Origin of the sequence: Leclercia sp. LTM14 (assembly GCF_023736175.1) — a bacterium.
In the GTDB taxonomy this organism is placed as follows: Bacteria; Pseudomonadota; Gammaproteobacteria; order Enterobacterales; family Enterobacteriaceae; genus Enterobacter; species Enterobacter barmai.
Map to the genome: position 1 here is coordinate 1 of NZ_JAIKTT010000015.1, position 24,809 is coordinate 24,809.

The following is a 24,809-nucleotide window of genomic DNA, read 5'->3' on the forward strand; positions in this document are numbered from 1 at the left end:
TGGTCCCACCTGACCCCATGCCGAACTCAGAAGTGAAACGCCGTAGCGCCGATGGTAGTGTGGGGCCTCCCCATGCGAGAGTAGGGAACTGCCAGGCATAAATTAAAGAAACCCCGTACCGTAAGGTACGGGGTTTTTTGCCATATGCGCGGAAAAGCCGGGTGGCAGCTCCGCCTTACCCGGCCTGGAAAGACCTCATCCATTGTTGAATGAAATCGACAACGCCCTCCACATCATTGATATCTAATACCGGTACATGAAGCGACAGTGAAATGTCGCTGGCTACCGCGATAACATGTTCATCAAGCGTTAATTCATTAATGTCATGCCCTGTATCGCTGCGAAACAGCAGGATCTTGGCCAAGGGCTCATGCTTAAAACCTTCAACCAGAACCAGATCCAGCGTCGAATGATCCATCCGGCTAATGAGATAAGGAAGATCAACGTCCCTTTCATCCGGCGTCTCGGTCATTAATGCCCAACGCTGACTGCTGGCGACAATAGTTTGTGCCGCGCCAGCTTTGCGTAGTTCATAACTGTCTTTACCGGGAATATCGACATCCATATTGTGGTGGGTATGTTTGATAAGCCCCGGACGCAAGCCCCTGGCACAAAGTGCCGGGATAATGGCTTTTAGCAGGGTGGTTTTACCCGTACCGCTCCAGGCGGCGATCGCTAAAACAGGTATCATTGGTGCCTCTGCATAGTGTCTATCTGTTCGAGGGTATTTATATTAATAAATGCCTGTTTCATCTCGCTAAAATCGACAGGATGTCCGCCAGCCTGCCGCATGAAGACCATCACCCGACGCTCTCCCGCAGCCAGGTAGTTCTGTAATTCTGGCATCAGCCTACGGTGCATTAGCGCGATGGTTGGATGATCGCGCTCGCCGTCATGCGCCCAGACAACGGCTGCCGCTTCCCTCTGTTGAACAAAGCGTTCAGCCAGATAATCAGGAATGAACGGCGTATCGCAGGGGCAAAACAGAAACCACTCCGCGTCACACTGCTGCATAACGGAAAGTATGCCAGCCAGCGGCCCGGGGAAATCTGCCAGCAAATCGGGATAGACGGGATATCCACTTGCCTGATAAACGGCGAGATTTTTGTTGGCACTAATAGCGAGTGAGCTCACTTGTTTACTTAGCCTCTGTGCAACATGCTGCCATAACGGTATGCCGTTCAGCTCCTGCAGACCTTTATCAACTCCGCCCATACGGGACGCCTTGCCGCCGGCTAAAACTACACCGGTGATCGTGCTTATCTGGCTCACGAATATCGCCTCTTTTCTTGTGGGATTGACCCTGATAACGTGTCACTCTAAATGAAAGGAGTATTACCATGAAATGTAAACGTCTGAATGAAGTTATCGAACTTCTCCAGCCAGCCTGGCAAAAAGAGCCAGAACTTAACCTGGTGCAATTCTTACAGAAACTGGCGCAGGAGTCAGGCTACGAGGGTGAACTGGCCGACCTTTCTGATGACATCCTGATCTATCACCTGAAAATGCGCGATTCCGGCAAAGATGCCGTGATCCCCGGTATTCAGAAAGATTATGAAGAGGATTTCAAAACGGCCCTGCTGCGCGCGCGTGGCGTAATTAAAGAGTAAAAGCTTGTAAGAGGCGCCACCGTAATCGCCGTTAAATGATATCCTGAATCATTCGTATAATTTCCGGATGATCGGATGAACGACCAGGCCTTTACTTTCCAGACCTTACACCCGGATACCATTATGGATGCTCTGTTTGAGCAGGGCATCCGGGTGGACTCAGGTCTGACCCCATTAAACAGTTATGAAAACCGCGTCTACCAGTTTCAGGATGAGGATCGTCAGCGCTTCGTCGTGAAATTTTATCGCCCGCAGCGTTGGTCAGCCGATCAGATTCAGGAAGAGCATCAGTTCGCGCTCGACCTGGTCGCCGATGATGTTCCCGTTGCTGCACCCATTAAATTCAATGGTCAGACGCTGCTGTCGCACCAGGGATTTTATTTTGCTGTCTTTCCCAGTCTCGGTGGTCGGCAATTTGAAGCCGATAATATCGATCAGATGGAATGGGTTGCCCGTTATTTGGGGCGCATTCACCAGACGGGAAGGAAGAGTGCTTTTACCTCGCGTCCTGTCATCGGTATTCAGGAATATCTTCTCGAACCGCGCCAGGTATTTGAAACATCCGCGCTTATCCCTTCAGGTCTGAAAGCTGATTTTCTTGCCGCGACGGATGGCTTAATTAATGCCGTTATCGCGCGCTGGGATAACAACGTCAAAACGCTGCGCCTGCACGGCGATTGCCACGCCGGAAATATCTTCTGGCGTGACGGGCCATTATTTGTCGATCTCGATGATGCGAGAATGGGACCTGCTATTCAGGATCTCTGGATGCTGCTGAATGGCGATAAAGCCGAGCAGCGGATGCAGCTTGAGACGATTATCGAAGCCTATGAAGAGTTCAGTCCCTTTAATTCAGACGAAATTGCATTAATCGAACCTTTACGCGCCATGCGTTTTGTTTATTATCTTGCATGGTTAATCAGGCGTTGGGACGACCCCGCGTTCCCCAGAAACTTCCCGTGGCTTACCGGGGAAGATTACTGGCGTAACCAGATATCCACATTTATTGAACAGGTAAAGGTTCTGCAGGAACCCCCTTTGCAATTAACGCCAATGTATTAATCGAACACATCCAGGAGAGAGTTGATCATGAAAAAAATATGGCTGGCGCTGGCAGGTATGATTCTGGCATTTAGCGCTTCGGCTGCACAGTTCACCGATGGTAAACAGTATATTACCCTCGACAAACCTGTTGCCGGAGAACCTCAGGTTCTTGAGTTCTTCTCATTCTATTGCCCGCACTGCTATGAGTTCGAGCAGGTTCTTCATGTTTCCGATAACGTGAAGAAAAAGCTGCCAGAAGGCACTAAAATGACCAAGTATCACGTTGAGTTTCTTGGCCCGCTGGGTAAAGACTTAACGCAGGCGTGGGCAGTAGCGATGGCCCTGGGTGTGGAAGACAAAATCACTGCGCCAATGTTTGAAGCCGTGCAGAAAACTCAGGCCGTACAAACCACTGCCGATATCCGTAAAGTATTTGTTGATGCGGGCGTGAAGGGTGAAGAATACGATGCAGCCTGGAATAGCTTTGTGGTGAAATCTCTGGTCGCACAGCAGGAAAAAGCGGCGGCCGATCTGCAACTGCGTGGTGTTCCAGCTATGTACGTTAACGGTAAATACCAGCTGAATATGCAGGGTATGGATACCAGCAGCATGGACATCTTCGTGCAGCAGTATGCCGATACCGTGAAATATCTGGTTGAGAAGAAGTAATAAAGAAAACGCCGGTCAATGACCGGCGTTTTTGTATTGGGCTTTAATCCTGGTGATTAGCGCGTCTTTTTCCGTCCATAGCGTATTCAGCCAGAGCTGGAAACGTCGCTTAAAGTTCTTATCGTTAACATAATCCCCATGTAACTCTTCCGCCACTGGCACCAGATTAATACGCACCACGATCCGCGTTAACTTACCGCTGAGCATATCGTAAAACGGGGTCTTATCGTTTTCCGGATAACACAGCGTCACGTCCAGTAATTTATCGAACTGTTGACCCAGTACGTTCAGCGCCATGGCGATCCCGGCCGCTTTTGGTGGCAGCAGGTTGCTATAGGATGAGCGGGTCTGCTGCTTTTTCTCTTCGGTAAAGCGAGAGCCTTCAACAAAATTGACGATGGTGGTGGGGTGCGCGCGAAACTTCTCGCAAGAGCGACGGGTTGTTTCAACATCTTTGCCGCGGCGTTCAGGATGGCGAATCAGATAGCTGCGGGAGTAGCGCTTCATGAAAGGCATATCCAGCGCCCAACAGGCCAGGCCAATAAAGGGTACCCAGGCAAGCTGCTGCTTGAGGAAATACTTGTTCATCGGAATATGTTTGCGGAACAGCACGCATAACACCACGATATCGGCCCAGCTGTGGTGGTTGCAGATGAGCAAATACCAGTTTTTCTTGTTGAGACCATCCAGACCCTGAACGTCCCATTTCAGATGCGGGTTAAGGCGGAGCAGTACCGCCAGGCCTTCACACCAGCAGTACATCATAAAGTTGCAGAATGCAGATACAGCACGCCAGACGACGGGAATGGGTAAAAGCAGTTTAATTATTCCGGCGATGATGATCGGCACAGAACAGGCAATGGTGACCAGAATAGTTAATGCGATGCTTAACAGGAGTATGATCGCAGCCAGCAGTCTAGGCATGATGAATGTTTTCAGGTAGTTAGCTATGGTAAGCGCCTGATAAACAGACACCGGGCGCTGATTTTACCAGAAAACTGCCAAATGATGGCGCTTTAACTTGGCGGGACGAATGATTTGCACGCGTTGTGGAGAAAAATCCTGTGTCGCCAAAATGGCGTGGCTTATATCCACATGGAGTAAATTGTCATCAACCGAAAATATGAGATCGAGATCGAATGATAATTATCTGATTATTAATAATAATATTTAGATGAACGATCTACTTTCAGCACAATTAATCCAGGTGTTAGAAAGTATTCACAAACTTATCCACAGATTTGATTTGCGAGCGATCCTGAGGATCACAAAATCTTTGGCTGTATTGGCCGTGAAAAACTGATGTTTTCATCCTTCTGTGGCATCCTTTATCCATAAATTCCTTAAAGGCACGGACATTATGGTTCAGATCCCCGAAAATCCGCTTATTCTCGTCGACGGTTCGTCTTACCTCTACCGGGCGTATCATGCGTTTCCTCCGCTGACTAACAGCGCAGGAGAGCCTACGGGCGCAATGTATGGCGTGCTGAATATGCTGCGTAGTCTGATCATGCAGTATCAGCCGAGCCATGCTGCCGTAGTCTTCGATGCGAAAGGCAAAACTTTCCGGGATGAGCTGTTCGAGCATTACAAATCCCATCGTCCGCCGATGCCGGACGATCTGCGCGCGCAGATTGAACCCCTGCATAAGATGGTAAAAGCGATGGGGCTGCCTTTAATGGCCGTCTCGGGCGTAGAGGCTGACGACGTTATCGGTACGCTGGCGCGAGAAGCCGAGAAGATGGGCCGTCCGGTACTGATCAGTACTGGCGATAAAGATATGGCGCAGCTGGTCACGCCGGGGATCACCCTGATTAATACCATGACCAACACCATTCTTGGACCGGAAGAGGTGGTGGCGAAGTATGGCGTGCCGCCAGAACTGATCATCGATTTCCTCGCATTGATGGGCGACTCCTCCGATAACATTCCTGGCGTGCCGGGCGTGGGTGAGAAGACGGCTCAGGCGCTGCTACAGGGGCTGGGCGGGCTGGATACGCTTTACAGCGAGCAGGATAAAATTGCCGGGTTGACCTTCCGCGGTGCAAAAACCATGGCCGCGAAGCTTGAGCAGAACAAAGAGGTGGCATACCTCTCCTATCAGCTGGCAACCATCAAAACGGACGTCGAACTGGAATTGACCTGCGATCAGCTTGAAGTGCAGCAACCTGCTGCTGAAGAGCTGCTTGGCTTGTTTAAGCAATATGAGTTCAAACGCTGGATCACCGACGTTGAAGCGGGGAAATGGCTGCAGGCAAAAGGGGCTAAACCAGCGGCGAAGCCAAAAGAGACCCTGGTGATTGATGCAGAAGATGCGGTAGAAGAAGCCGCCAGCATTCTCTCTTCCGAGCATTACGAAACCGTCCTTGATGAAGCACAGCTACAGGGCTGGATTGAAAGACTGAAGCAGGCGCCGGTATTTGCCTTTGATACCGAAACCGACAGCCTCGATAACGTCTCCGCCAATATGGTGGGCCTCTCATTTGCCACAGAACCTGGCGTCGCCGCCTATGTACCGGTGGCTCACGACTATCTCGACGCACCTGTGCAGCTCACGCGTGAGCGCGTGCTCGAACTCCTCAAGCCAATCCTTGAAGACGAAAAAGCGCTGAAGGTGGGGCAAAACCTGAAGTTCGACCGCGGTATCCTGCAAAACTACGGCATCGAGCTGCGCGGTATTGCGTTCGATACCATGCTGGAGTCTTATATCCTCGACAGCGTAGCCGGTCGTCACGATATGGATTCCCTCTCTGACCGCTGGCTAAAGCATAAAACCGTTACCTTTGAACAGATCGCGGGTAAGGGCAAGAATCAGCTGACCTTTAACCAGATCGCGCTGGAAGAGGCCGGACACTATGCTGCGGAAGATGCCGATGTCACCCTGCAACTGCATTTGAAGATGTGGCCTAAGCTCGAAAAAGACGCCGGGCCGCTGAACGTGTTCCAGAATATCGAGATGCCGCTGGTGCCGGTGCTGTCCCGCATCGAGCGCAACGGCGTTAAGATCGATCCGGCTGTATTGCATAAGCACTCGGAGGAGATCGCCCTGCGCCTGAACGAGCTGGAGCAAAAAGCGCATGAGATTGCCGGCGAGCCGTTCAACCTCTCGTCCACCAAACAACTGCAGACCATCCTGTTTGAAAAGCAGGGTATCAAGCCGCTGAAGAAAACCCCTGGCGGCGCGCCGTCCACCTCTGAGGAGGTGCTTGAGGAGCTGGCGCTGGACTATCCGCTGCCAAAAGTGATCCTTCAGTACCGTGGCCTGGCAAAGCTGAAATCGACCTACACCGATAAGCTGCCGCTGATGATCAACCCGAAAACGGGCCGCGTGCATACTTCTTATCATCAGGCCGTGGCGGCCACCGGGCGCCTGTCCTCAACCGATCCTAACCTGCAAAACATTCCGGTGCGTAATGAAGAAGGGCGTCGTATTCGTCAGGCGTTTATTGCGCCAGAGGATTACATCATTGTCTCTGCTGACTATTCACAGATTGAGCTGCGCATCATGGCGCACCTGTCCCGGGATAAAGGCCTGTTGACCGCCTTTGCTGAAGGGCAGGACATTCACCGGGCAACGGCGGCGGAAGTATTTGGTATGTCGCTGGAGAGCGTTACCGGGGAACAGCGTCGCAGTGCTAAAGCGATCAACTTTGGTCTGATCTACGGCATGAGCGCCTTTGGTCTCTCCCGCCAGCTCAACATTCCGCGTAAAGAGTCGCAGAAGTATATGGATCTCTATTTCGAGCGCTATCCGGGCGTTCTGCAATATATGGAAAACACGCGTGCTCAGGCGAAAGAGAAAGGCTATGTCGAGACCCTGGAAGGGCGTCGCCTCTATCTGCCGGACATCAAATCCAGCAATGCTGCCCGACGTGCCGGCGCTGAGCGTGCTGCAATCAACGCCCCAATGCAGGGAACGGCTGCGGACATCATTAAACGTGCAATGATCGCTGTTGACGCCTGGCTGGAGAAAGAGCAGCCGCGGGTGCGGATGATCATGCAGGTTCACGATGAACTGGTGTTCGAAGTGCATAAAGACGATCTGGAATCCGTGTCGAAAAAAATCCACGAATTGATGGAGAACAGCGTGAAACTGGACGTGCCGTTGCTGGTGGAAGTGGGTCACGGAGAAAACTGGGATCAAGCTCACTAAGTGTTTATGGCATATCAACTGTTTCTGTAAGTAAGCAACATATCCATGAACGTTTTGTGATGATCATTAGAATTCCCTATGTAAAGAATGAAAAAAAACTACAAAAAGTGCTTTGTCTGTAGTCTAAAAAAGGGTAGAGTTATTCACGTAGGGTACAGAGGTAAGATGTTCTATCTTTCAGACCTTTTACTTCACGTAATCGGATTTGGCTGAATATTTTAGCCGCCCCAGTCAGTAATGACTGGGGCGTTTTTTATTGCGGCAAAGAAAAAACAGCGCAAAAAAAGCGCGGACATCGCCGCGCTCATCTTTACTGATCCGCTTCTGTCGCGGGTTCCAGTTCGCTATACCACGTATCCAGTTTCTCACGCAGTTTATCCACGCCCTGCTTCTTCAGCGAAGAAAACGCTTCGACCTGGATGTCACCGTTAAACGCCAGAACCGCTTCGCGCACCATGTTTACCTGCGCTTTACGCGCGCCGCTGGCCAGCTTGTCAGCTTTGGTGAGCAACACCAGCACCTGGATCCCGCTTTCGACGGCCCAGTAGATCATCTGCTGATCGAGATCTTTAAGCGGATGACGAATATCCATCAGGACAACCAGGCCCTTCAGGCACAGGCGTTTTTCCAGATATTCACCCAGGGCGCGCTGCCACTTGAGCTTCATCTCTTCCGGAACTTCTGCATAGCCGTAACCTGGCAGGTCCACCAGGCGCTTGCCCGGCGCGACTTCGAACAGGTTGATTAGCTGGGTACGGCCAGGCGTTTTAGAGATACGGGCCAGGCTTTTCTGATTGGTCAGGGTATTCAGAGCGCTGGATTTCCCCGCGTTAGACCGGCCAGCAAATGCCACTTCGAGACCCGTATCGGCGGGTAAATGGCGAATATCAGGCGCACTAAGAACAAAATGCGTCTGGTGATAATTCAGGTTGGTCACGTGGTTGTCTCCAGAAATTCGTAACGTTGGGGGGATTATACCTGAACAGAGAGAAAAGGCTTTTCCCATCGGCAATACGGCTGTAAGTAAAAACCCCTGGCTTTGTGAGAGATCTGCCATTTGAACTATGGGAGATTTAAGAAAAATCGCAGGGCTATAAAATTTCAAAACCATTAAAATCAATCCATTAACGTGTAGTCTTAGTCTGAAAGTCGCGGATAAACGGCGTTTGTGGCTTGTGCGTACAGCTGGAAACGGTAAAGTAGCGCTCAACGGCGAGGATGCCGACAGGAACCGGACTCAAGGATGAGGGTCAGGAGCGCCAGGAGGCGAAGACACAGGACAGTCAGGAAGACGTACGCCTGGAGGCGTTTTAAAGGGAAACGGAACATATCACGGACGGTACCTGCTAACGGACAAACAGGGTGAGTTGTAAGCAAACAGGGATTGTCAGACCCGTAATGGGTTATGAGTCAGGAAAAAAGGCGACAGATTGCTCTGTCGCCTTTTTTCTTTGCTTGCTTTCTGCTAGATTTCGCCGCAATTCTATACTGAAGAAAACGACTTAAAGACAAAACAACATGAAAAAACCGACCTCCGCTGCAGGCGCTAAACGTCCTGCAAAAGCACGCCGCAAAACGCGCGAAGAACTGAATCAGGAAGCGCGCGATCGCAAACGCGATAAAAAGCATCGTGGTCATGCTGCGGGTAGCCGCGCGAGTGGCGGTACTTCGGGCGCGTCTGCGAAGAACAAACAGCAGAAAGACCCGCGTATCGGCAGTAAAACACCTGTTCCATTAGGCGTGACCGATGCCCCGGTCACCAGGCAGCACAAACCGAAGAGCGAGAAACCTATGCTTTCACCGCAGGCCGAGCTGGATATGCTGGAGAACGATGAGCGCCTGGACGCGCTGCTGGAACGTCTTGAAGAGGGCGAAGCCCTGAATGCTGAAGAGCAATCATGGGTTGATGCCAAACTGGATCGTATCGATGAACTGATGCAACAGTTGGGTCTCTCCTATGATGATGAAGACGAAGATGAAGAAGAAGAAAAACAGGAAGATATGATGCGCCTGTTGAAAGGTGGAAACTAACATTTGCACCCGGCAGGCTCACTCGTCCTGCTTATAACCCTTCCGGTTATATGTTATCTGGTGTGGTTATTCGTTAAACTACGGCGGTTGTCGCGGCGACAGAAGTGGCTGCGCACCCGATTCGTGGCCCGCACAGGGGTCAGAACGGGCCGCCGTATACGAACGCGACACCAACGGAAGGAGTGAGCATGTCTGTACCAACCATCGACTGGGATCTGGCCCTCATCCAGAAATATAACTATTCCGGGCCGCGTTATACCTCTTATCCTACTGCGCTGGAGTTTTCCGACGCCTTCGGTGATAGCCAATTTCAGCAGGCCGTGGCGCGTTATCCTGACCGTCCGCTTTCTCTGTACGTTCATATCCCGTTCTGTCACAAGCTCTGCTATTTCTGTGGCTGCAATAAAATTGTGACCCGTCAGCAGCATAAGGCGGACCAATATCTGGATGCGCTTGAACAGGAGATCCTGCATCGTGCGCCGCAGTTTGCCGGCCGTCATGTCAGCCAACTGCACTGGGGCGGCGGTACGCCAACCTATCTGAATAAAGCGCAAATCAGCCGCCTGATGACCCTGCTGCGGGATAACTTCCGTTTCAATGCGGATGCTGAGATCTCTATCGAAGTGGACCCGCGCGAAATCGAGCTGGATGTGCTCGATCATCTGCGTGCCGAAGGTTTTAACCGCCTGAGTATGGGCGTGCAGGACTTTAACAAAGAGGTCCAGCGCCTGGTCAACCGTGAGCAGGATGAAGAGTTTATCTTTGCCCTGTTGAATCACGCCCGGGAGATTGGCTTCACCTCCACCAATATTGACCTGATCTATGGCCTGCCGAAGCAGACGCCTGAGAGCTTTGCCTTTACGCTGAGGCGCGTGGCGGAGCTGAATCCGGATCGCCTGAGCGTGTTTAACTATGCGCATCTGCCGACGCTGTTTGCTGCCCAACGCAAAATCAAGGATGCCGACCTGCCTTCCGCCCAGCAAAAGCTGGATATCCTGCAGGAAACCATCACCTCGTTGACCCAGACCGGCTACCAGTTTATCGGTATGGATCACTTCGCCCGTCCGGATGACGAACTGGCCATTGCCCAGCGCGAAGGTGTCCTGCACCGCAACTTCCAGGGTTATACCACTCAGGGCGATACGGATCTGCTGGGGATGGGCGTCTCGGCCATCAGCATGATTGGCGACTGCTATGCGCAAAACCAGAAAGAGCTGAAGCTCTACTACCAGCAGGTGGATGCGACCGGCAATGCCCTGTGGCGCGGCATCGCGCTAACCCGCGACGACTGCATTCGCCGGGACGTGATCAAAGCGCTGATCTGCAACTTCCGTCTCGACTTCAGCGCGGTCGAAGCGCAGTGGGATCTCAACTTTACCGATTACTTTGTGGAAGACATGAAGCTGCTGGCGCCGCTGGCGAAAGACGGGCTGGTGGATGTGACGGAGAGTGCGATTGAGGTGACGCCGAAAGGACGTCTGTTGATTCGTAATATCTGTATGTGCTTTGACGCCTATCTGCGGCAGAAAGCCCGTATGCAGCAGTTCTCGCGCGTGATTTAAGCCGTACTGCCGGGTGGCGGCTTCGCCTTACCCGGCCTACAAAAGCGCGAAATGCAGGCCGGGTAAGCGAAGCATCTAACTAAACAGCCCAACCAGCGCCGCACACAATACCGCGGCAACGGCCGTTTGCGGCGTATGGCTTTCGACTGCTGCGCCAGACAACATATTCACGATTGATTCCAGCATGATGATCCCCCCCGTTTTCCCGGGCGAGATCATACTTAACTCATCGGAACAGTAAAGCGCAAAATAACACCAGTTTGCGTTCGATTAACTCTCTTTACACTGCAAGAGAGCATCACTCCATCCCCAGCTCTTTTAACTTACGCGTCAGGGTATTGCGACCCCAGCCAAGCAGGCGTGCTGCCTCTTGTTTATGGCCCTGAGTATGGCGCAGCGCGGTGGTAAGCAGCGTGCGTTCCATCTCGGGCTGCGCCTCGGAGAGCAGGTTTTGATGACCGGAACGCAGGGCGCGATCGGCCCATTGCGCCAGCAGCGTCGCCCAGCTGTCGGGCAGGCTCTGCCCGGTGCTGCTTTCCGGAACATGGGTTTCGAAAAGCTCTGGCGGGAGATCCTGAATCAACACTTCCTGACCGGCAGCCATCACCGTCAGCCAGCGACAGGTATTCTCCAGCTGACGCACGTTGCCCGGCCAGGCCAGACGCGTCAGCGCCGCTTCGGTTTCCGGGTGCAGCAGTTTGGCTTCGACACCCAGTTCGCGGGCGGCATCCTGCAGGAAATGGCGCGCCAGACGCGGAATATCTTCACGACGCTCGCGCAGCGGCGGGAGATGAACGCGAATGACGTTCAGGCGGTGGAATAAATCTTCACGGAATTTCCCCTCCTGGACGCGCAGTTCGAGGTTCTGGTGGGTGGCGGCAATAATGCGCACATCCACTTTAACCGGCGCATAGCCGCCCACGCGGTAAAACTGGCCGTCCGCCAGCACGCGCAGCAGACGTGTCTGGACGTCGAGGGGCATATCCCCAATCTCATCCAGGAACAGCGTCCCGCCGTCGGCCTGCTCAAAGCGACCCTGACGGATGGTATTGGCCCCGGTAAAGGCGCCTTTTTCATGGCCGAACAGTTCGGACTCAATCAAATCCTTGGGGATCGCCGCCATATTCAGGGCGATAAACGGGGCTTTGGCACGCGGACTGTGGCGATGCAGGGCATGCGCGACCAGCTCCTTACCGGTACCCGACTCACCGTTGATCAATACGCTGATGGACGAGCGCGACAGGCGGCCAATGATGCGAAACACATCCTGCATTGCCGGCGCTTCGCCAATGATGTCGGTGGTGGGGCCGAAAACCGGGGCATTGCGCGGCTGCTGCTGCTCCTGATAGTGGCTAATGGCGCGCTCAACCAGCGCCACCGCTTCGTCAATATCGAACGGTTTTGGCAGATAATCGAACGCACCCTGCTGATAGGCGCTGACGGCCGCATCCAGATCGGAGTGGGCGGTCATTATGATGACCGGAAGCATCGGATGGCGCTGCTTGATCTGTTTTAACAGCGCCAGCCCGTCCATCCCCGGCATACGGATATCGGACAGCAGCACATCCGGGGTTTTGGTGGTGAGGGCATCAAGCACCTCAGCGCCACTTTCAAACGCAGTGCAGCTTAAACCTGCTCCGGTAAGCGCCCGTTCGAGCACCCAGCGGATGGAGCTATCGTCATCAACTACCCAGACTATCCCTCGTTGCATAACCTAACCCTCTATTTCCTGATTGGCAGGTAAACCGAAAACTCGGTATGACCCGGCCAACTGGTAAATTCAATTTTGCCGGAATGCTGATCTATCAAATTACGGGCAATCGATAAGCCAAGCCCGGTCCCGCCTTCACGGCCGCTGACCATCGGGTAAAACAGCGTGTCCTGTAAATGGGAAGGGATGCCCGGACCGTTATCTTCAACGTCGATACGTGCCGCCAGGCGGTAGCGCGTGCCGTGCAGCGTCAGCTGGAACGCGGTGCGGGTGCGCAGAATAATTTCTCCGCCTTCCACGCCTAATGCCTGCAGGGCATTGCGCACGATATTCAGCAATACCTGCTCAATCTGGTCGGGATCGTGCGGCAGTTCCGGCAGGCTGGGATCGTAATCGCGAATCAGCCTGACGTTGTCCGGCAACTCCATCGACACCAGCTTCACGACGCGCTCGGCCACTTTGTGAATGCTTTCGGTAACATGCATGCCGGGCTGCTGTGGCCCTAACAGGCGATCCACCAGGTTACGCAGGCGATCGGCCTGCTCAATAATAACGTTGGTGTATTCCGCCAGCGCCGGGTCGGGTAGGGCTTTGGTGAGCAGCTGTGCCGCACCGCGCAGGCCGCCAAGTGGATTTTTAATCTCATGGGCGAGGCCACGCACCAGATCGCGGGCCGCAATCTGCTGGGCATGCTGAAGCTGCTCCTGGCTCAGGCGGCGCTGGTTATCCATGGGCGCCATTTCCAGCAGAATCAGCCCTTCCGGCAGCCGCTGCGCGGTCAGGGACAGAATATGCGAGCGCCCGTCGATCACCAGCGTAACTTCGTTATCGGTAAAGCCCTGTCCTGCCTGCAGGCTCTCCTGCATCAGGCCGATGTTCAGGGAAAAATAACTCAACAGCTCGGGCAGCGGCGCGCCAAACAGTTTGCGCGAGCTTTGCGCCAGCAACTGCTGGGCCGCGGGATTGGCGTAATGCACCGCCAGCTCGTCGTCGACCAGTAATATGCTGTTGATGAGAGAATTGAGGATCTGCCCAGCATCGGGCAGCGTGCCAGTTGCCATTCAGCAGTCTCCTGGAGTCGTTTGCACCATTTTAGTGCAGTATAGCGTTTCCGCGGTAAAAAGCGCGTGAGATCAGCTTGTTGACGGTGAAAAAAGCCCATCCGAAGATGGGCTGAAAAGTTTCCACGGCAACAAAAAAACGGCTATCAATCTCGCGCGGAAAAAGTCCGCGCGACAGGGATTAATGATTAGACGCTGTAGTACAGTTCGAACTCAACCGGGTGCGGAGTCATGCGAACGCGGTCGTTCTCTTCCATACGCAGGGCGATGTAAGCGTCGATCGCTTCGTCAGTGAACACGCCGCCTGCAGTCAGGAACTCACGGTCTTTGTCCAGCTCCAGCAGGGCTTCTTCCAGAGAACCTGCAACCTGTGGGATCTCTTTCGCTTCTTCTGGCGGCAGGTCGTACAGGTTTTTGTCCATTGCTTCGCCCGGGTGGATCTTGTTCTTGATACCGTCAAGACCAGCCATCAGCAGCGCTGCGAAGCACAGGTATGGGTTAGCAGCCGGGTCCGGGAAGCGCACTTCGATACGACGCGCTTTCGGAGAAGCAACCACTGGAATACGGATAGAAGCAGAACGGTTACGGGCAGAGTACGCCAGCATAACTGGAGCTTCGTAGCCTGGGACCAGACGCTTGTAGGAGTTAGTGGTTGGGTTCGCCAGGGCGTTGATCGCTTTAGCGTGTTTGATTACGCCGCCAATGTAGTGCAGAGCCTGCTCGGACAGACCCGCATACTTGTCGCCAGCGAACAGGTTAGTCCCGTTCTTGGACAGGGACATGTGGCAGTGCATACCGGAACCGTTGTCGCCAAACATTGGTTTTGGCATGAAGGTCGCGGTTTTACCGAAGCGGTGCGCAACGTTGTGAACAACGTATTTGTAGATCTGAATTTCGTCCGCTTTTTTGGTCATGGTGTTGAAACGGGTGGCGATTTCGTTCTGGCCAGCAGTTGCAACTTCATGGTGGTGTGCTTCAACAACCAGGCCCATCTCTTCCATGATCAGACACATGGTAGAACGGATGTCCTGTGAAGAGTCAACCGGTGGAACCGGGAAGTAACCGCCTTTAACGGCTGGACGGTGACCTTTGTTACCGCCTTCGTATTTGGTGGAGGAGTTCCATGCGCCTTCGATATCATCGATAGCAACGTGGGAACCGGACGTGGTCGCACCAAAACGGATGTCGTCGAACAGGAAGAACTCTGGCTCTGGTCCGAACAGAACGGTGTCTGCGATGCCGGTGGAGCGCAGGTACTCTTCAGCGCGTTTAGCGATGGAGCGTGGGTCGCGGTCGTAGCCCTGCAGGGTGCCTGGCTCGAGGATGTCGCAACGGATGATAAGGGTAGACTCTTCGAAGAACGGGTCAATGAGCGCGGTAGATGCGTCAGGCATCAGTACCATGTCGGATTCGTTGATACCTTTCCAGCCACCAATCGAGGAGCCGTCAAACATTTTGCCTTCTTCAAAGAATTCGGCATTCACCTGATGAGCAGGAATAGTGACGTGCTGTTCTTTACCTTTGGTATCGGTGAAGCGCAGATCAACAAACTTCACTTCATGTTCGTTCAGCATCGTCAAAACGTGTTCAGCGGACATACTTAACTCTCCAGATTGGTCATTGTCGTCGTGGTAACGAGGTCTTCAAATTCTGTGTAAGGCAGGCGATGTTGCCTTTTGTTGCCGTATTTTTACTAAGCGAAATCTGTGCCAACTTTTAAAACACCCCAAAAAGGCGTTATCATGCGCACCATAGTGCAAAAGGGCTGCACCAGGATGGTTTTGTTGCACCAGTATAGTGCTTCAATGTGAACATTGAGCACCATATTGGTGCAATTTACGTTAAAGTGCCCCTTTACCGCTCCGTGAAAGCGATCACAAAGCATCTCTGCGATACTTGTTTGCGGGGGATGTTTGTGATCCTGTTTTGTAGTGCGATTAATCCGTGTACAATAACGCGCTATTTCTAAATGCCTGAGGCAAAGTTGTGATCGAAAATCTGCGTAATATCGCCATCATCGCGCACGTTGACCATGGTAAAACTACCCTGGTTGATAAGCTGCTGCAGCAATCCGGTACGTTCGATGCGCGTGCCGAAACTCAAGAACGCGTGATGGACTCCAACGATTTGGAGAAAGAGCGTGGGATTACCATCCTCGCTAAAAACACCGCTATCAAATGGAATGACTACCGTATCAACATCGTTGATACCCCGGGGCACGCCGACTTCGGTGGTGAAGTTGAACGTGTAATGTCCATGGTCGATTCCGTGCTGCTGGTCGTTGACGCAATGGATGGCCCAATGCCGCAGACGCGCTTCGTAACCAAAAAGGCATTTGCCCATGGTCTGAAGCCAATCGTGGTTATCAACAAAGTTGACCGCCCTGGCGCGCGTCCTGACTGGGTTGTTGATCAGGTCTTCGACCTGTTCGTAAACCTGGACGCCACCGACGAACAGCTGGACTTCCCGATCGTTTACGCTTCTGCGCTGAACGGTATCGCAGGTCTGGACCACGAAGACATGGCTGAAGACATGACCCCGCTGTACCAGGCGATTGTTGACCGTGTTCCTGCGCCAAACGTCGATCTCGACGGTACCCTGCAGATGCAGATCTCTCAGCTCGACTACAACAACTACGTTGGTGTAATCGGCATTGGTCGTATCAAGCGCGGTAAAGTGAAGCCTAACCAGCAGGTTACTATCATCGATAGCGAAGGCAAAACCCGTAACGGTAAAGTCGGTAAAGTACTGACTCACCTGGGTCTGGAGCGTATCGATAGCGACATCGCTGAAGCGGGCGACATCATCGCCATCACCGGTCTGGGTGAGCTGAACATCTCCGACACCATCTGCGATCCGCAGAACGTCGAAGCGCTGCCGGCCCTGTCCGTTGATGAACCAACCGTATCCATGTTCTTCAACGTCAACACCTCTCCGTTCTGTGGTAAAGAAGGTAAGTTCGTTACCTCCCGTCAGATCCTTGACCGCCTGAACAAAGAGCTGGTGCACAACGTTGCGCTGCGTGTTGAAGAAACGCCGGATGCTGACGCATTCCGTGTTTCCGGTCGTGGTGAGCTGCACCTGTCAGTTCTGATCGAAAACATGCGTCGTGAAGGTTTCGAGATGGCGGTTTCCCGTCCGAAAGTTATCTTCCGCGAAATCGACGGCCGTAAACAAGAGCCGTTCGAAAACGTAACGCTGGACGTCGAAGAGCAACACCAGGGTTCTGTAATGCAGGCACTGGGTGAGCGTAAAGGCGACCTGAAAAACATGAATCCAGATGGCAAAGGCCGCGTACGTCTCGACTACGTGATCCCAAGCCGTGGTCTGATCGGCTTCCGTTCAGAGTTCATGACCATGACTTCCGGTACTGGTCTGCTGTACTCCACCTTCAGCCACTACGACGACGTTCGTCCGGGCGAAGTTGGCCAGCGTAACAACGGCGTTCTGATCTCCAACGGTCAGGGTAAAGCAGTTGCGTTCGCCCTGTTCAGCCTGCAGGATCGCGGTAAGCTGTTCCTGGGTCACGGTGCAGAAGTTTATGAAGGCCAGATCATCGGTATTCACAGCCGTTCTAACGACCTGACTGTAAACTGCCTGACCGGTAAGAAACTGACCAACATGCGTGCGTCCGGTACTGACGAAGCAACGGTTCTGGTTCCACCGGTTAAGATGACTCTGGAACAGGCTCTGGAATTCATCGATGACGACGAACTGGTAGAAGTGACTCCACAGTCTATCCGTATCCGTAAACGTCACCTGACTGAGAACGATCGTAAACGCGCAATGCGCGGTCCGAAAGAAGATTAATTTTCTTCTCTCCGTCCTCTGAAACCCCGCCTTCTGGCGGGGTTTTTTCTTTTCAGGGGTGCTCCGCGCCTCATAGCCAAACATCTTCTTTCCCGCTACAGTTACTTTTCACGGCGAAAAGGAGAAATACATGCTCTATATCTTTGATTTAGGAAACGTAATCGTCGATATCGACTTCAATCGTGTGCTGGGTGCATGGAGTAATTTCAGCCGCGTTCCGCTGGCCACGCTAAAGCAAAGTTTTACTATGGGCGAGGCTTTCCATCAGCATGAGCGCGGTGAAATAACCGATGAAGTCTTTGCCGAAAAGCTCTGTCAGGAGATGGAGCTTTCGCTCAGTTACGAACAATTTTCCCACGGCTGGCAGGCTATCTTTGTCGGTATCCGCTCTGACGTGATTGCCATCATGCACAAACTGCGCGAGCAGGGGCATCGGGTGGTGGTGCTCTCCAATACCAATCGTCTGCACACAACCTTCTGGCCGGAAGAGTATCCCGAAGTGAAAGCGGCAGCGGATAAGATCTATCTCTCCCAGGAGATGGGAATGCGTAAGCCGGAAGCGCGCATCTACCAGGCCGTTCTGCAGGCTGAAGGATTCTCTGCCGGGGATGCCGTCTTTTTTGACGATAACGTCGATAATATAGAGGGAGCTAACCAGTTGGGTATCACGTCAATTCTGGTGACCGGAATACAGACGATACCCGACTACTTTGCGAAGCAGTTATGCTAAAAAACGTTCATCAAAAAGCCAGCCACCACACCAGGCCGTTTCGTGCGTGGCTAAAACTTCTCTGGCACCGCATCGACGAGGACAACATGACGACGCTGGCAGGCAATCTTGCCTACGTGTCGCTGCTCTCCCTTGTGCCGCTGGTGGCTGTTATCTTTGCCCTTTTTGCCGCCTTTCCGATGTTTTCTGATGTCAGCCTGCAGCTGCGGCATTTTGTGTTTGCCAACTTCATGCCGGCAACCGGTGATGTCATCCAGAATTACATTGAGCAGTTTGTTGCTAACTCCAGCAAGATGACGGCGGTAGGTGCCTGCGGGCTTATCGTCACCGCGCTGCTGCTGATGTATGCCATTGACAGTGCGCTGAATACTATCTGGCGCAGCACCCGCGCGCGTCCGAAAGTGTATTCGTTTGCGGTTTACTGGATGATCCTGACCCTGGGGCCGCTGCTGGCCGGGGCCAGCCTGGCGATCAGCTCCTATCTGCTCTCGTTACGCTGGGCCAGCGAACTCAACAGTGTGATTGACGATGTGCTGCGCATCTTCCCGCTTCTCCTCTCGTGGCTCTCTTTCTGGCTGCTTTACAGCATTGTTCCGACGACGCGCGTGCCTAACCGGGATGCGATGACAGGGGCGCTGGTTGCCGCTCTGCTGTTTGAACTGGGCAAGAAAGGGTTCGCGCTATACATCACCATGTTCCCCTCCTATCAGCTGATTTATGGCGTGCTGGCGGTGATCCCCATTTTATTTGTCTGGGTATACTGGACCTGGTGTATCGTCTTGCTTGGCGCGGAAATTACTGTCACTCTCGGGGTATACCGCGAGCTAAAAAAAGCAGCAGAAGCCGAAAAACAACGAGAAGCAGACCAACCATGATTGCATTGATTCAGCGCGTAACCCGTGCCAGCGTCACCGTGGAGGGGGACGTGACGGGCGAAATTGGTCCGGGACTTTTAGTCCTGTTGGGTGTCGAAAGGGATGACGACGAGCAAAAAGCCAACCGCCTGTGCGAGCGCGTGTTGGGTTACCGCATCTTCAGCGATGCGGATGGCAAAATGAACCTTAACGTCCAGCAGGCGGGTGGCAGCGTGCTGGTGGTGTCACAGTTTACGCTGGCAGCCGATACCGAGCGCGGCATGCGCCCTGGCTTTTCTAAAGGGGCTGCGCCGGATCGGGCAGAAGCGCTTTATGACTATTTTGTCGGGCGTTGCCGCCAGCAAGAGATGCATACACAGACCGGACGATTCGCTGCAGATATGCAGGTTTCGCTGGTCAATGATGGCCCTGTCACTTTCTGGCTCCAGATATGAGTGAGCTGACGGTATGGCCGCGGGTAACCAGAGAGAGTACAGCTATGTATCACCTTCGAGTACCGCAAACAGAAGAAGAGTTAGCGCTTTACTACCAGTTCCGCTGGGAGATGCTGCGTAAGCCATTACATCAGCCCAAAGGGTCGGAACGCGACGCCTGGGACGCCATGGCGCATCACCAGATGGTGATGGATGAAGAGGGCAACCTTGTCGCCGTAGGACGGCTGTATATCAATGCCGATAATGAAGCCTCTATCCGCTTTATGGCGGTGCACCCTTCCGTGCAGGATAAAGGTCTCGGCACGCTGATGGCGATGACGCTGGAGTCCGTGGCGCGTCAGGAGGGCGTGAAGCGCGTCACCTGTAGCGCGCGCGAAGACGCGGTGGAGTTTTTTGCCAAGCTGGGTTTCATTAATCAGGGCGAAATCACCGCGCCGCAAACCACCCCGATTCGTCACTTTTTGATGATCAAACCCATTGCCTCGCTGGATGATATTCTCCATCGCGCCGACTGGTGCGGTCAGCTGCAGCAGGCCTGGTATCAGCACATTCCCCTGAGTGAAAAGATGGGTGTGCGCATTCAGCAGTATACCGGGCAGAAATTTATCACCACCATGCCGGAAATCGGCAACCAGAATCCGCACCACACGCTGTTTGCCGGCAGCCTGTTCTCGCTGGCCACGCTTACCGGCTGGGGGCTTATCTGGCTGATGCTGCGTGAGCGCCACCTTGGCGGCACCATCATTCTGGCCGACGCCCATATCCGCTACAGTCGTCCCATCACCGGTAAACCGAGTGCCGTGGCTGATTTAGGCTCCCTGAGCGGCGATCTCGATCGCCTGGCCCGCGGTCGCAAAGCCCGCGTGCAGATGCTGGTGGAGCTGTTCGGCGACGAGACCTCAGGCGCGGTGTTTGAAGGAACCTATATCGTGCTGCCCGCGAAGCCGTTTGGCGCCTATGAAGAGGGCGGGAACGAGGAAGAGTAATATCCAGCGTTGAGAGTTACCCAGGTGAAACGGGTAACTCTCGTTTAAAGCCAGCCCGCTGGTTTAAAAACGGTAGCCCATGCCGACGTTGAAACCATTTATTGCTTTGTTGCGATCCAGATTTGCTTTCGTGCCTTCATAGCCGAGATTAATAGAGAGCACGTTGAACGGGTTCATTACCATTCCGACGCCCCACGCAAAAGACGCTGATTTTTCAGAAATACCGTTATGGTTCACTTCATTATTACCGTAAGTCATCCAGCGAGTATTTCCGGTTGCCTTCACCCAGGCTGTGCCGCCAACGGCATAGAAAGAGACGTAATCATTTAAACGATACGCCGGGCCTGCCAGCAAAGAGTAATAATTCAGATCTATATCATTATGAACAATATCGCTGCCCGTTAAATATGCCTGCTTAGCGTGCGCTTTCATCCAGGAGAACGAGCCAAGCAGGCTAAATGGTGAGCTGAATTCATAGCGGTACTGGGCATTTACGCCGTTCAGGTTGTCAAAGCCGTGCACTTCGCTGTGCGCAAAACCAACAGAAAAAGTGTGATTATTTGCCAGTGCCATACTGCTGGTGAGGGAGGCTGTCAGTAAAATCGCCAGAGAAAATTTATTCATTGATATAATCCATTAATCAAAGAAGTTAGATAATTAACAATAATGGTGGGAGGGGAATGTGATGATTATTCTTCCTTTATCCCATTGCTTTGGGCGATTTATTCTGCTGTGCAGATTTTGGCGGTGCAAACTTTAATTACTTTATCGTCATTATGGTTATTCTTAATTTATTCCCCTTACTGACAAAACACCCGCCGTGATAATAGATAATGGCGGGCAGCCTTTCAGGTGCGTTGAGCGGCGAAAAAAATGCGAAAAGTGATTCCGTCGAGCTCCTGCGTTGTTGCCTGAACACGAGTTTCACTCTCCCCGGCAAGCACCGTACTGGCAACGTAGCCTGCTCTCCGGTCATCAATACTCTGGCTACGCGAAGAGGGTTTCCCTGCGGCGATAAACTCCTGAACCAGTTGATCAATACCTTTTTCCAGTGCCATGAGTGCTTTCCTTTACCTGTATGAATAAACAGTTTTATAGCCTGGTTTTATGCAGATGAAAACAGAGGATTTTGGTGGGGATTTAAATCTGGAAAGCGGCTCGCAAAAGCGCGCGCTGCCTCAATAATTCGCTTTAACCACAAATTAATAACGTGTATTTTGCCTGAAAATTAACCGTTGACGAGATGCTGGGATGATATATGACTCTATTGGCGAAACTTGAAATGGGCAGAATACCGATCGATTTGTCGGATAACGTCATTCAGCGACTCGATAACCTCAAACAACTGCGAAACCAGCCTCGCGCTGAGTTGCTACGAGAAGCAATAGAGCAGTATCTCGACCAGCAAAGTTCTTCAGTTATTCGTGATGCGCTGGGTCTTTGGGGTAATGAGCAAGAAGGTGGGCTTGAGTACGAGCGTAAACTGCGTGATGAGTGGTGAGCATGGAATAAAACTGCCGGATGCCATTATTCTGGCTACAGCTCAAAGCAGAAATTGCCCATTAATCTCACGAAATACAAAAGATTTCGCCGGGATAGCAGGGGTCGTTTCGCCTTATCAACTGTAGGCCGGGCAAGCCTGCGCCGCCCGGCACGATTACAGGAAATTACTCCCCTTCACCCGGGAACAGGAACGGGTTGATAGAGCTGCGGGCAAAGCCTTCCTGCTCCATTTTTGCGTCCAGAATCAGCGTGGCGAGATCGTCGGCGACGGCCTCCACTTTCGGGTCTTTTTCCTGATAAAGAATCTTCAGGTAGGTGCCGCAATCGCCGCAGCTTTCGGCTTTCACCGCAGACTGTTCGTTTTCCAGCGACCAGTAGTGCAGGTCGCGGGTCTGCTCGCAGTTGCTGCATTTGATGCGCACCACGTGCCACTCGGTTTCACACAGGTTGCAGTGCAGATAGCGCAGGCCCTGGGTGGTACCGATTTGCACCATGCTCGACACCGGCATCGAACCGCACACCGGGCAGAACTGGCGCGCTTCGCCGTACTCAGCACGAGCTTTTCCGGGGATCAGGCTGGCCATTTGCGCCCAGTAGAGCGACAGCGCCGCCCAGATGAAGGGGGCCTTGTCGCTGCTGACGGAGGCAAAATCTGAGGCAAACAGCGCGCTCGCCATCAGCTCCAGCTCCTGCTCAGAGGCTTTTTCGAGGTTCTCGATCACCGCCAGCGCCGGGCCGCTCATCTCTGGCTTCAGCTCGGCAATCAGGGAGTGCAGTAGCTTGTGCCAGTGCTTATCGCGCGGCAGAACGTGGATATCCAGTGGCGGTTTGCCCTGGGCGTTCGCCTCTTTGATGCGCGCGGTCAGGTCCATCTGCAGCGGATGGTCGTACAGCACCACTTCCTGGGCGTGGGCGATCAGCGCCGCAAAGCGCAGATAGTCGCCGAGTGGGTTGCTCTCAGCCAGCTCGCGCAGGCGTTCCGCGCGGCGGTTGTAGAGGTTTTTAAGTCTGGGGAACAGTAACGGCGGAATCACTTCCGCCGTGCGTTTCTCGCTCGAACCCAGCTCATCTTGCGGGATTATGCGAATACTCATTCAGATGGCTTTTCCTGTTTCTGGCGGACTTCCCGGTACCAGCGTGGGTGATGTTTCTTCGCCCATGTCTTGGTTACCCAGCCTTCCACCATCGCGGTAATGGTGCCTTTCACCCAGAGGGCGGCGTAAATATGCACCATGATAACCACAATCAACGCCACTGCTGCAAATGAATGCAGCATTAACGCAAATCGGATCACCGGGATTGAGAAAGCAGGCGCGAAATACGGACGCCAGATGATCACGCCACTCACCAGCAGCAGTACCAGGAAGATAATCGCCGCCCAGAATACGCATTTCTGGCCGAAGTTATAGCGTCCGGTATCACCCACTTCCTCGTTGACGACGATCTTACGAATATTCTTCGCCCAAAAGATATCATCCCGATTGATTAGGTTGTGGTGCCAGTAGCGGAAAAACATGATGATGAATGAAGCGAACATCACCACCCCGACGAACGGGTGCAGGATGCGTGCCAGCTGCGGCGTACCCAGGATTTGCATCAACCAGTTGAAGGAGGGGAAGAAGAATCCCAGCCCGCTTATCGCCGCCAGCATGAAGCAGAAGGCGGTGACCCAGTGGTTGATACGTTCCGGCGCCGTGTAGCGCACGATGGTGTCACGTCTTTTCATTTGCGCACCTCGTCTTTCTCTTCATGCAGGTTGTCTTCATCCTCGTCTGCACGGTTCGGACCGACACCGACATAGTGGAAGATGCTGGCAGCGAAGGTTGCCGCGAAGCCGACGGCGGCCAGTGGTTTCCAGATGCCTTTCCAGAATTTAACCGTGGCGCTGATTTCCGGTTTTTCCGGCAGGCCGTGATAGAGATTCGGCTTGTCGGCGTGGTGCAGCACGTACATCACGTGCGTACCGCCAACACCGGCCGGATCGTACAGGCCTGCGTTGTCGTAACCACGGGTTTTCAGCTCGGCTACGCGCTCGCCCGCCAGCGTTTTCATATCCTCTTTGGAGCCAAAGTGGATAGCGCCGGTTGGGCAGGTCTTCACGCAGGCCGGCTCCTGGCCGACGTTCACGCGGTCGACGCACAGCGTACATTTGTAGACGCGGTTGTCTTCCGGGTTCAGTCGCGGCACGTCAAACGGACAGCCGGCGATGCAGTAGCCGCAGCCAATGCACTGCTCAGACTGGAAGTCGACGATACCGTTGGCATACTGAATGATAGCGCCTTCAGACGGACAGGCCTTCAGGCAGCCCGGATCGGCGCAGTGCATACAGCCATCCTTGCGGATCAGCCATTCCAGTTTGTCGTTCTGTTCCACTTCCGAGAAGCGCATTACCGTCCAGGATTTGGCGGTCAGATCGGCAGGGTTATCGTAAACCCCGACGTTGTGACCCACTTCATCACGCAGATCGTTCCACTCCGAACAGGCCACCTGACAGGCTTTACAGCCGATACAGGTGGTCACGTCGATAAGCTTCGCCACTTCCTGCTGGTGGTCCCGCGCCTGAGGCGCGGGGGTAAGACCGTTAGTCGCGGAACGACGAATAATGTCTTGCGATTGATAAGCCATAAGTC

Annotated in this window: 24 protein-coding genes, 1 rRNA gene and 2 pseudogenes; 14 read left to right on the forward strand and 13 right to left on the reverse strand. The window is 53.3% G+C overall.

Features of this window, described 5'->3' with window-relative positions; genetic code table 11:
* Positions 1-97 (forward strand): 5S ribosomal RNA (gene rrf, locus K5I40_RS21985); the annotation flags it as partial.
* Between the two features lie 78 nt (positions 98-175).
* On the opposite strand, the gene mobB is transcribed toward rrf, so the two are convergent.
* Together mobB and mobA are read right to left on the reverse strand one after the other, a co-directional pair.
* Positions 176-691, reverse strand: coding sequence for a molybdopterin-guanine dinucleotide biosynthesis protein MobB (gene mobB, locus K5I40_RS21990; protein WP_223075650.1), 516 nt, complete (start codon positions 689-691; stop codon positions 176-178).
* Positions 688-1,272, reverse strand: coding sequence for a molybdenum cofactor guanylyltransferase MobA (mobA, locus tag K5I40_RS21995; RefSeq protein ID WP_223075649.1), 585 nt, complete (start codon positions 1,270-1,272; stop codon positions 688-690). The genes mobB and mobA overlap by 4 nt, the downstream gene beginning before the upstream one ends.
* A gap of 68 nt (positions 1,273-1,340) precedes the next feature.
* On the opposite strand from mobA, the gene K5I40_RS22000 reads away from it, so the two are divergent.
* From K5I40_RS22000 to dsbA, 3 genes are all read left to right on the forward strand, one after another.
* Positions 1,341-1,610 (forward strand): YihD family protein, encoded by a 270-nt coding sequence (locus K5I40_RS22000; RefSeq protein WP_039032193.1) that lies wholly within the window; start codon positions 1,341-1,343, stop codon positions 1,608-1,610.
* Positions 1,611-1,685: 75 nt separating this feature from the next.
* Positions 1,686-2,672, forward strand: coding sequence for a serine/threonine protein kinase (locus K5I40_RS22005; RefSeq protein WP_223075648.1), 987 nt, complete (start codon positions 1,686-1,688; stop codon positions 2,670-2,672).
* Between the two features lie 27 nt (positions 2,673-2,699).
* Positions 2,700-3,323 carry a thiol:disulfide interchange protein DsbA gene (gene dsbA / locus K5I40_RS22010; RefSeq protein ID WP_039032191.1) on the forward strand — a complete coding sequence of 208 codons (624 nt, stop codon included), beginning with the start codon at positions 2,700-2,702 and terminating at the stop codon, positions 3,321-3,323.
* Positions 3,324-3,338: 15 nt separating this feature from the next.
* Here dsbA and K5I40_RS22015 read toward each other — a convergent pair whose 3' ends face one another.
* A complete protein-coding gene (locus K5I40_RS22015) occupies positions 3,339-4,247 on the reverse strand; it encodes an acyltransferase (protein ID WP_139563868.1) in 909 nt (302 codons plus the stop codon).
* 436 nt (positions 4,248-4,683) lie between these two features.
* Between K5I40_RS22015 and polA the strand changes: the two genes are divergently transcribed.
* Positions 4,684-7,476: a DNA polymerase I gene (gene polA, locus K5I40_RS22020; protein ID WP_223075647.1), complete on the forward strand. Its 2,793-nt coding sequence runs from the start codon at positions 4,684-4,686 to the stop codon at positions 7,474-7,476.
* A 310-nt stretch (positions 7,477-7,786) separates the two neighbouring features.
* Here the strand turns inward: polA and yihA are convergent, their stop codons facing one another.
* Positions 7,787-8,413 (reverse strand): ribosome biogenesis GTP-binding protein YihA/YsxC, encoded by a 627-nt coding sequence (gene yihA / locus K5I40_RS22025; protein WP_223075646.1) that lies wholly within the window; start codon positions 8,411-8,413, stop codon positions 7,787-7,789.
* A gap of 581 nt (positions 8,414-8,994) precedes the next feature.
* Between yihA and yihI the strand changes: the two genes are divergently transcribed.
* Together yihI and hemN are read left to right on the forward strand one after the other, a co-directional pair.
* Positions 8,995-9,507 (forward strand): Der GTPase-activating protein YihI, encoded by a 513-nt coding sequence (gene yihI / locus K5I40_RS22030; RefSeq protein ID WP_139563865.1) that lies wholly within the window; start codon positions 8,995-8,997, stop codon positions 9,505-9,507.
* 188 nt (positions 9,508-9,695) lie between these two features.
* Positions 9,696-11,069, forward strand: a complete 1,374-nt coding sequence (gene hemN, locus K5I40_RS22035; protein WP_138370914.1) for an oxygen-independent coproporphyrinogen III oxidase — start codon at positions 9,696-9,698, stop codon at positions 11,067-11,069.
* Positions 11,070-11,144: 75 nt separating this feature from the next.
* On the opposite strand, the gene K5I40_RS22040 is transcribed toward hemN, so the two are convergent.
* From K5I40_RS22040 to glnA, 4 genes are all read right to left on the reverse strand, one after another.
* Positions 11,145-11,255 carry a YshB family small membrane protein gene (locus tag K5I40_RS22040; protein WP_072036742.1) on the reverse strand — a complete coding sequence of 37 codons (111 nt, stop codon included), beginning with the start codon at positions 11,253-11,255 and terminating at the stop codon, positions 11,145-11,147.
* A gap of 112 nt (positions 11,256-11,367) precedes the next feature.
* Complete coding sequence (glnG, locus tag K5I40_RS22045; protein WP_039032185.1) at positions 11,368-12,780, reverse strand: nitrogen regulation protein NR(I); 1,413 nt, start codon at positions 12,778-12,780, stop codon at positions 11,368-11,370.
* Positions 12,781-12,791: 11 nt separating this feature from the next.
* Positions 12,792-13,841 carry a nitrogen regulation protein NR(II) gene (gene glnL / locus K5I40_RS22050; protein WP_039032184.1) on the reverse strand — a complete coding sequence of 350 codons (1,050 nt, stop codon included), beginning with the start codon at positions 13,839-13,841 and terminating at the stop codon, positions 12,792-12,794.
* A 188-nt stretch (positions 13,842-14,029) separates the two neighbouring features.
* Positions 14,030-15,439, reverse strand: a complete 1,410-nt coding sequence (gene glnA / locus K5I40_RS22055) for a glutamate--ammonia ligase (protein ID WP_039032183.1) — start codon at positions 15,437-15,439, stop codon at positions 14,030-14,032.
* 388 nt (positions 15,440-15,827) lie between these two features.
* On the opposite strand from glnA, the gene typA reads away from it, so the two are divergent.
* From typA to fabY, 5 genes are all read left to right on the forward strand, one after another.
* Positions 15,828-17,651, forward strand: coding sequence for a ribosome-dependent GTPase TypA (typA, locus tag K5I40_RS22060; RefSeq protein ID WP_039032182.1), 1,824 nt, complete (start codon positions 15,828-15,830; stop codon positions 17,649-17,651).
* A 130-nt stretch (positions 17,652-17,781) separates the two neighbouring features.
* Complete coding sequence (gene yihX / locus K5I40_RS22065; protein WP_223075645.1) at positions 17,782-18,381, forward strand: glucose-1-phosphatase; 600 nt, start codon at positions 17,782-17,784, stop codon at positions 18,379-18,381.
* Positions 18,375-19,256: a virulence factor BrkB family protein gene (locus tag K5I40_RS22070; protein ID WP_039032180.1), complete on the forward strand. Its 882-nt coding sequence runs from the start codon at positions 18,375-18,377 to the stop codon at positions 19,254-19,256. The genes yihX and K5I40_RS22070 overlap by 7 nt, the downstream gene beginning before the upstream one ends.
* Positions 19,253-19,690: a D-aminoacyl-tRNA deacylase gene (dtd, locus tag K5I40_RS22075; protein WP_138370912.1), complete on the forward strand. Its 438-nt coding sequence runs from the start codon at positions 19,253-19,255 to the stop codon at positions 19,688-19,690. Before K5I40_RS22070 ends, dtd begins: the two co-directional genes overlap by 4 nt.
* A gap of 44 nt (positions 19,691-19,734) precedes the next feature.
* Positions 19,735-20,676: a fatty acid biosynthesis protein FabY gene (fabY, locus tag K5I40_RS22080; RefSeq protein ID WP_039032178.1), complete on the forward strand. Its 942-nt coding sequence runs from the start codon at positions 19,735-19,737 to the stop codon at positions 20,674-20,676.
* Positions 20,677-20,739: 63 nt separating this feature from the next.
* Here the strand turns inward: fabY and K5I40_RS22085 are convergent, their stop codons facing one another.
* Together K5I40_RS22085 and K5I40_RS22090 are read right to left on the reverse strand one after the other, a co-directional pair.
* The gene (locus tag K5I40_RS22085; protein WP_223075644.1) at positions 20,740-21,300 is read right to left on the reverse strand and encodes an Ail/Lom family outer membrane beta-barrel protein; all 561 of its coding nucleotides are present in this window, start codon (positions 21,298-21,300) and stop codon (positions 20,740-20,742) included.
* Positions 21,301-21,472: 172 nt separating this feature from the next.
* Positions 21,473-21,734 (reverse strand): annotated as a pseudogene (locus K5I40_RS22090) (alpha/beta hydrolase); the annotation flags it as partial.
* A gap of 200 nt (positions 21,735-21,934) precedes the next feature.
* On the opposite strand from K5I40_RS22090, the gene K5I40_RS22095 reads away from it, so the two are divergent.
* Together K5I40_RS22095 and K5I40_RS22100 are read left to right on the forward strand one after the other, a co-directional pair.
* The gene (locus K5I40_RS22095) at positions 21,935-22,177 is read left to right on the forward strand and encodes a ribbon-helix-helix domain-containing protein (protein ID WP_039032175.1); all 243 of its coding nucleotides are present in this window, start codon (positions 21,935-21,937) and stop codon (positions 22,175-22,177) included.
* A pseudogene (locus tag K5I40_RS22100) lies at positions 22,176-22,304 on the forward strand (PIN domain-containing protein); the annotation flags it as partial. The gene K5I40_RS22095 and the pseudogene K5I40_RS22100, both read left to right, overlap by 2 nt.
* Before the next feature lie 39 nt (positions 22,305-22,343).
* Here K5I40_RS22100 and fdhE read toward each other — a convergent pair.
* Genes fdhE through fdxH form a run of 3 tightly spaced genes read right to left on the reverse strand, consistent with a single transcriptional unit; the run spans position 22,344 to position 24,804 of the window.
* Positions 22,344-23,273, reverse strand: coding sequence for a formate dehydrogenase accessory protein FdhE (gene fdhE / locus K5I40_RS22105; RefSeq protein ID WP_039032174.1), 930 nt, complete (start codon positions 23,271-23,273; stop codon positions 22,344-22,346).
* Complete coding sequence (gene fdoI, locus K5I40_RS22110) at positions 23,270-23,905, reverse strand: formate dehydrogenase cytochrome b556 subunit (RefSeq protein WP_039032173.1); 636 nt, start codon at positions 23,903-23,905, stop codon at positions 23,270-23,272. Before fdoI ends, fdhE begins: the two co-directional genes overlap by 4 nt.
* Positions 23,902-24,804 carry a formate dehydrogenase subunit beta gene (fdxH, locus tag K5I40_RS22115; protein ID WP_223075643.1) on the reverse strand — a complete coding sequence of 301 codons (903 nt, stop codon included), beginning with the start codon at positions 24,802-24,804 and terminating at the stop codon, positions 23,902-23,904. The genes fdoI and fdxH overlap by 4 nt, the downstream gene beginning before the upstream one ends.
* Positions 24,805-24,809: the final 5 nt, after the last annotated feature.

What these genes read in the sequence shown, in the direction of transcription:
- fdoI (WP_039032173.1), bottom strand. Translation starts at nt 23,905, where the DNA reads ATGAAAAGACGTGACACCATCGTGCGCTACACGGCGCCGGAACGTATC.
- K5I40_RS22070 (WP_039032180.1), top strand. Translation starts at nt 18,375, where the DNA reads ATGCTAAAAAACGTTCATCAAAAAGCCAGCCACCACACCAGGCCGTTT.
- fabY (WP_039032178.1), top strand. Translation starts at nt 19,735, where the DNA reads ATGTATCACCTTCGAGTACCGCAAACAGAAGAAGAGTTAGCGCTTTAC.
- mobB (WP_223075650.1), bottom strand. Translation starts at nt 691, where the DNA reads ATGATACCTGTTTTAGCGATCGCCGCCTGGAGCGGTACGGGTAAAACC.
- hemN (WP_138370914.1), top strand. Translation starts at nt 9,696, where the DNA reads ATGTCTGTACCAACCATCGACTGGGATCTGGCCCTCATCCAGAAATAT.
- dtd (WP_138370912.1), top strand. Translation starts at nt 19,253, where the DNA reads ATGATTGCATTGATTCAGCGCGTAACCCGTGCCAGCGTCACCGTGGAG.
- glnG (WP_039032185.1), bottom strand. Translation starts at nt 12,780, where the DNA reads ATGCAACGAGGGATAGTCTGGGTAGTTGATGACGATAGCTCCATCCGC.
- polA (WP_223075647.1), top strand. Translation starts at nt 4,684, where the DNA reads ATGGTTCAGATCCCCGAAAATCCGCTTATTCTCGTCGACGGTTCGTCT.
- dsbA (WP_039032191.1), top strand. Translation starts at nt 2,700, where the DNA reads ATGAAAAAAATATGGCTGGCGCTGGCAGGTATGATTCTGGCATTTAGC.
- K5I40_RS22040 (WP_072036742.1), bottom strand. Translation starts at nt 11,255, where the DNA reads ATGCTGGAATCAATCGTGAATATGTTGTCTGGCGCAGCAGTCGAAAGC.
- K5I40_RS22000 (WP_039032193.1), top strand. Translation starts at nt 1,341, where the DNA reads ATGAAATGTAAACGTCTGAATGAAGTTATCGAACTTCTCCAGCCAGCC.
- K5I40_RS22015 (WP_139563868.1), bottom strand. Translation starts at nt 4,247, where the DNA reads ATGCCTAGACTGCTGGCTGCGATCATACTCCTGTTAAGCATCGCATTA.
- glnA (WP_039032183.1), bottom strand. Translation starts at nt 15,439, where the DNA reads ATGTCCGCTGAACACGTTTTGACGATGCTGAACGAACATGAAGTGAAG.
- K5I40_RS22085 (WP_223075644.1), bottom strand. Translation starts at nt 21,300, where the DNA reads ATGAATAAATTTTCTCTGGCGATTTTACTGACAGCCTCCCTCACCAGC.
- K5I40_RS22005 (WP_223075648.1), top strand. Translation starts at nt 1,686, where the DNA reads ATGAACGACCAGGCCTTTACTTTCCAGACCTTACACCCGGATACCATT.
- fdhE (WP_039032174.1), bottom strand. Translation starts at nt 23,273, where the DNA reads ATGAGTATTCGCATAATCCCGCAAGATGAGCTGGGTTCGAGCGAGAAA.
- K5I40_RS22095 (WP_039032175.1), top strand. Translation starts at nt 21,935, where the DNA reads ATGACTCTATTGGCGAAACTTGAAATGGGCAGAATACCGATCGATTTG.
- glnL (WP_039032184.1), bottom strand. Translation starts at nt 13,841, where the DNA reads ATGGCAACTGGCACGCTGCCCGATGCTGGGCAGATCCTCAATTCTCTC.
- yihX (WP_223075645.1), top strand. Translation starts at nt 17,782, where the DNA reads ATGCTCTATATCTTTGATTTAGGAAACGTAATCGTCGATATCGACTTC.
- fdxH (WP_223075643.1), bottom strand. Translation starts at nt 24,804, where the DNA reads ATGGCTTATCAATCGCAAGACATTATTCGTCGTTCCGCGACTAACGGT.
- yihI (WP_139563865.1), top strand. Translation starts at nt 8,995, where the DNA reads ATGAAAAAACCGACCTCCGCTGCAGGCGCTAAACGTCCTGCAAAAGCA.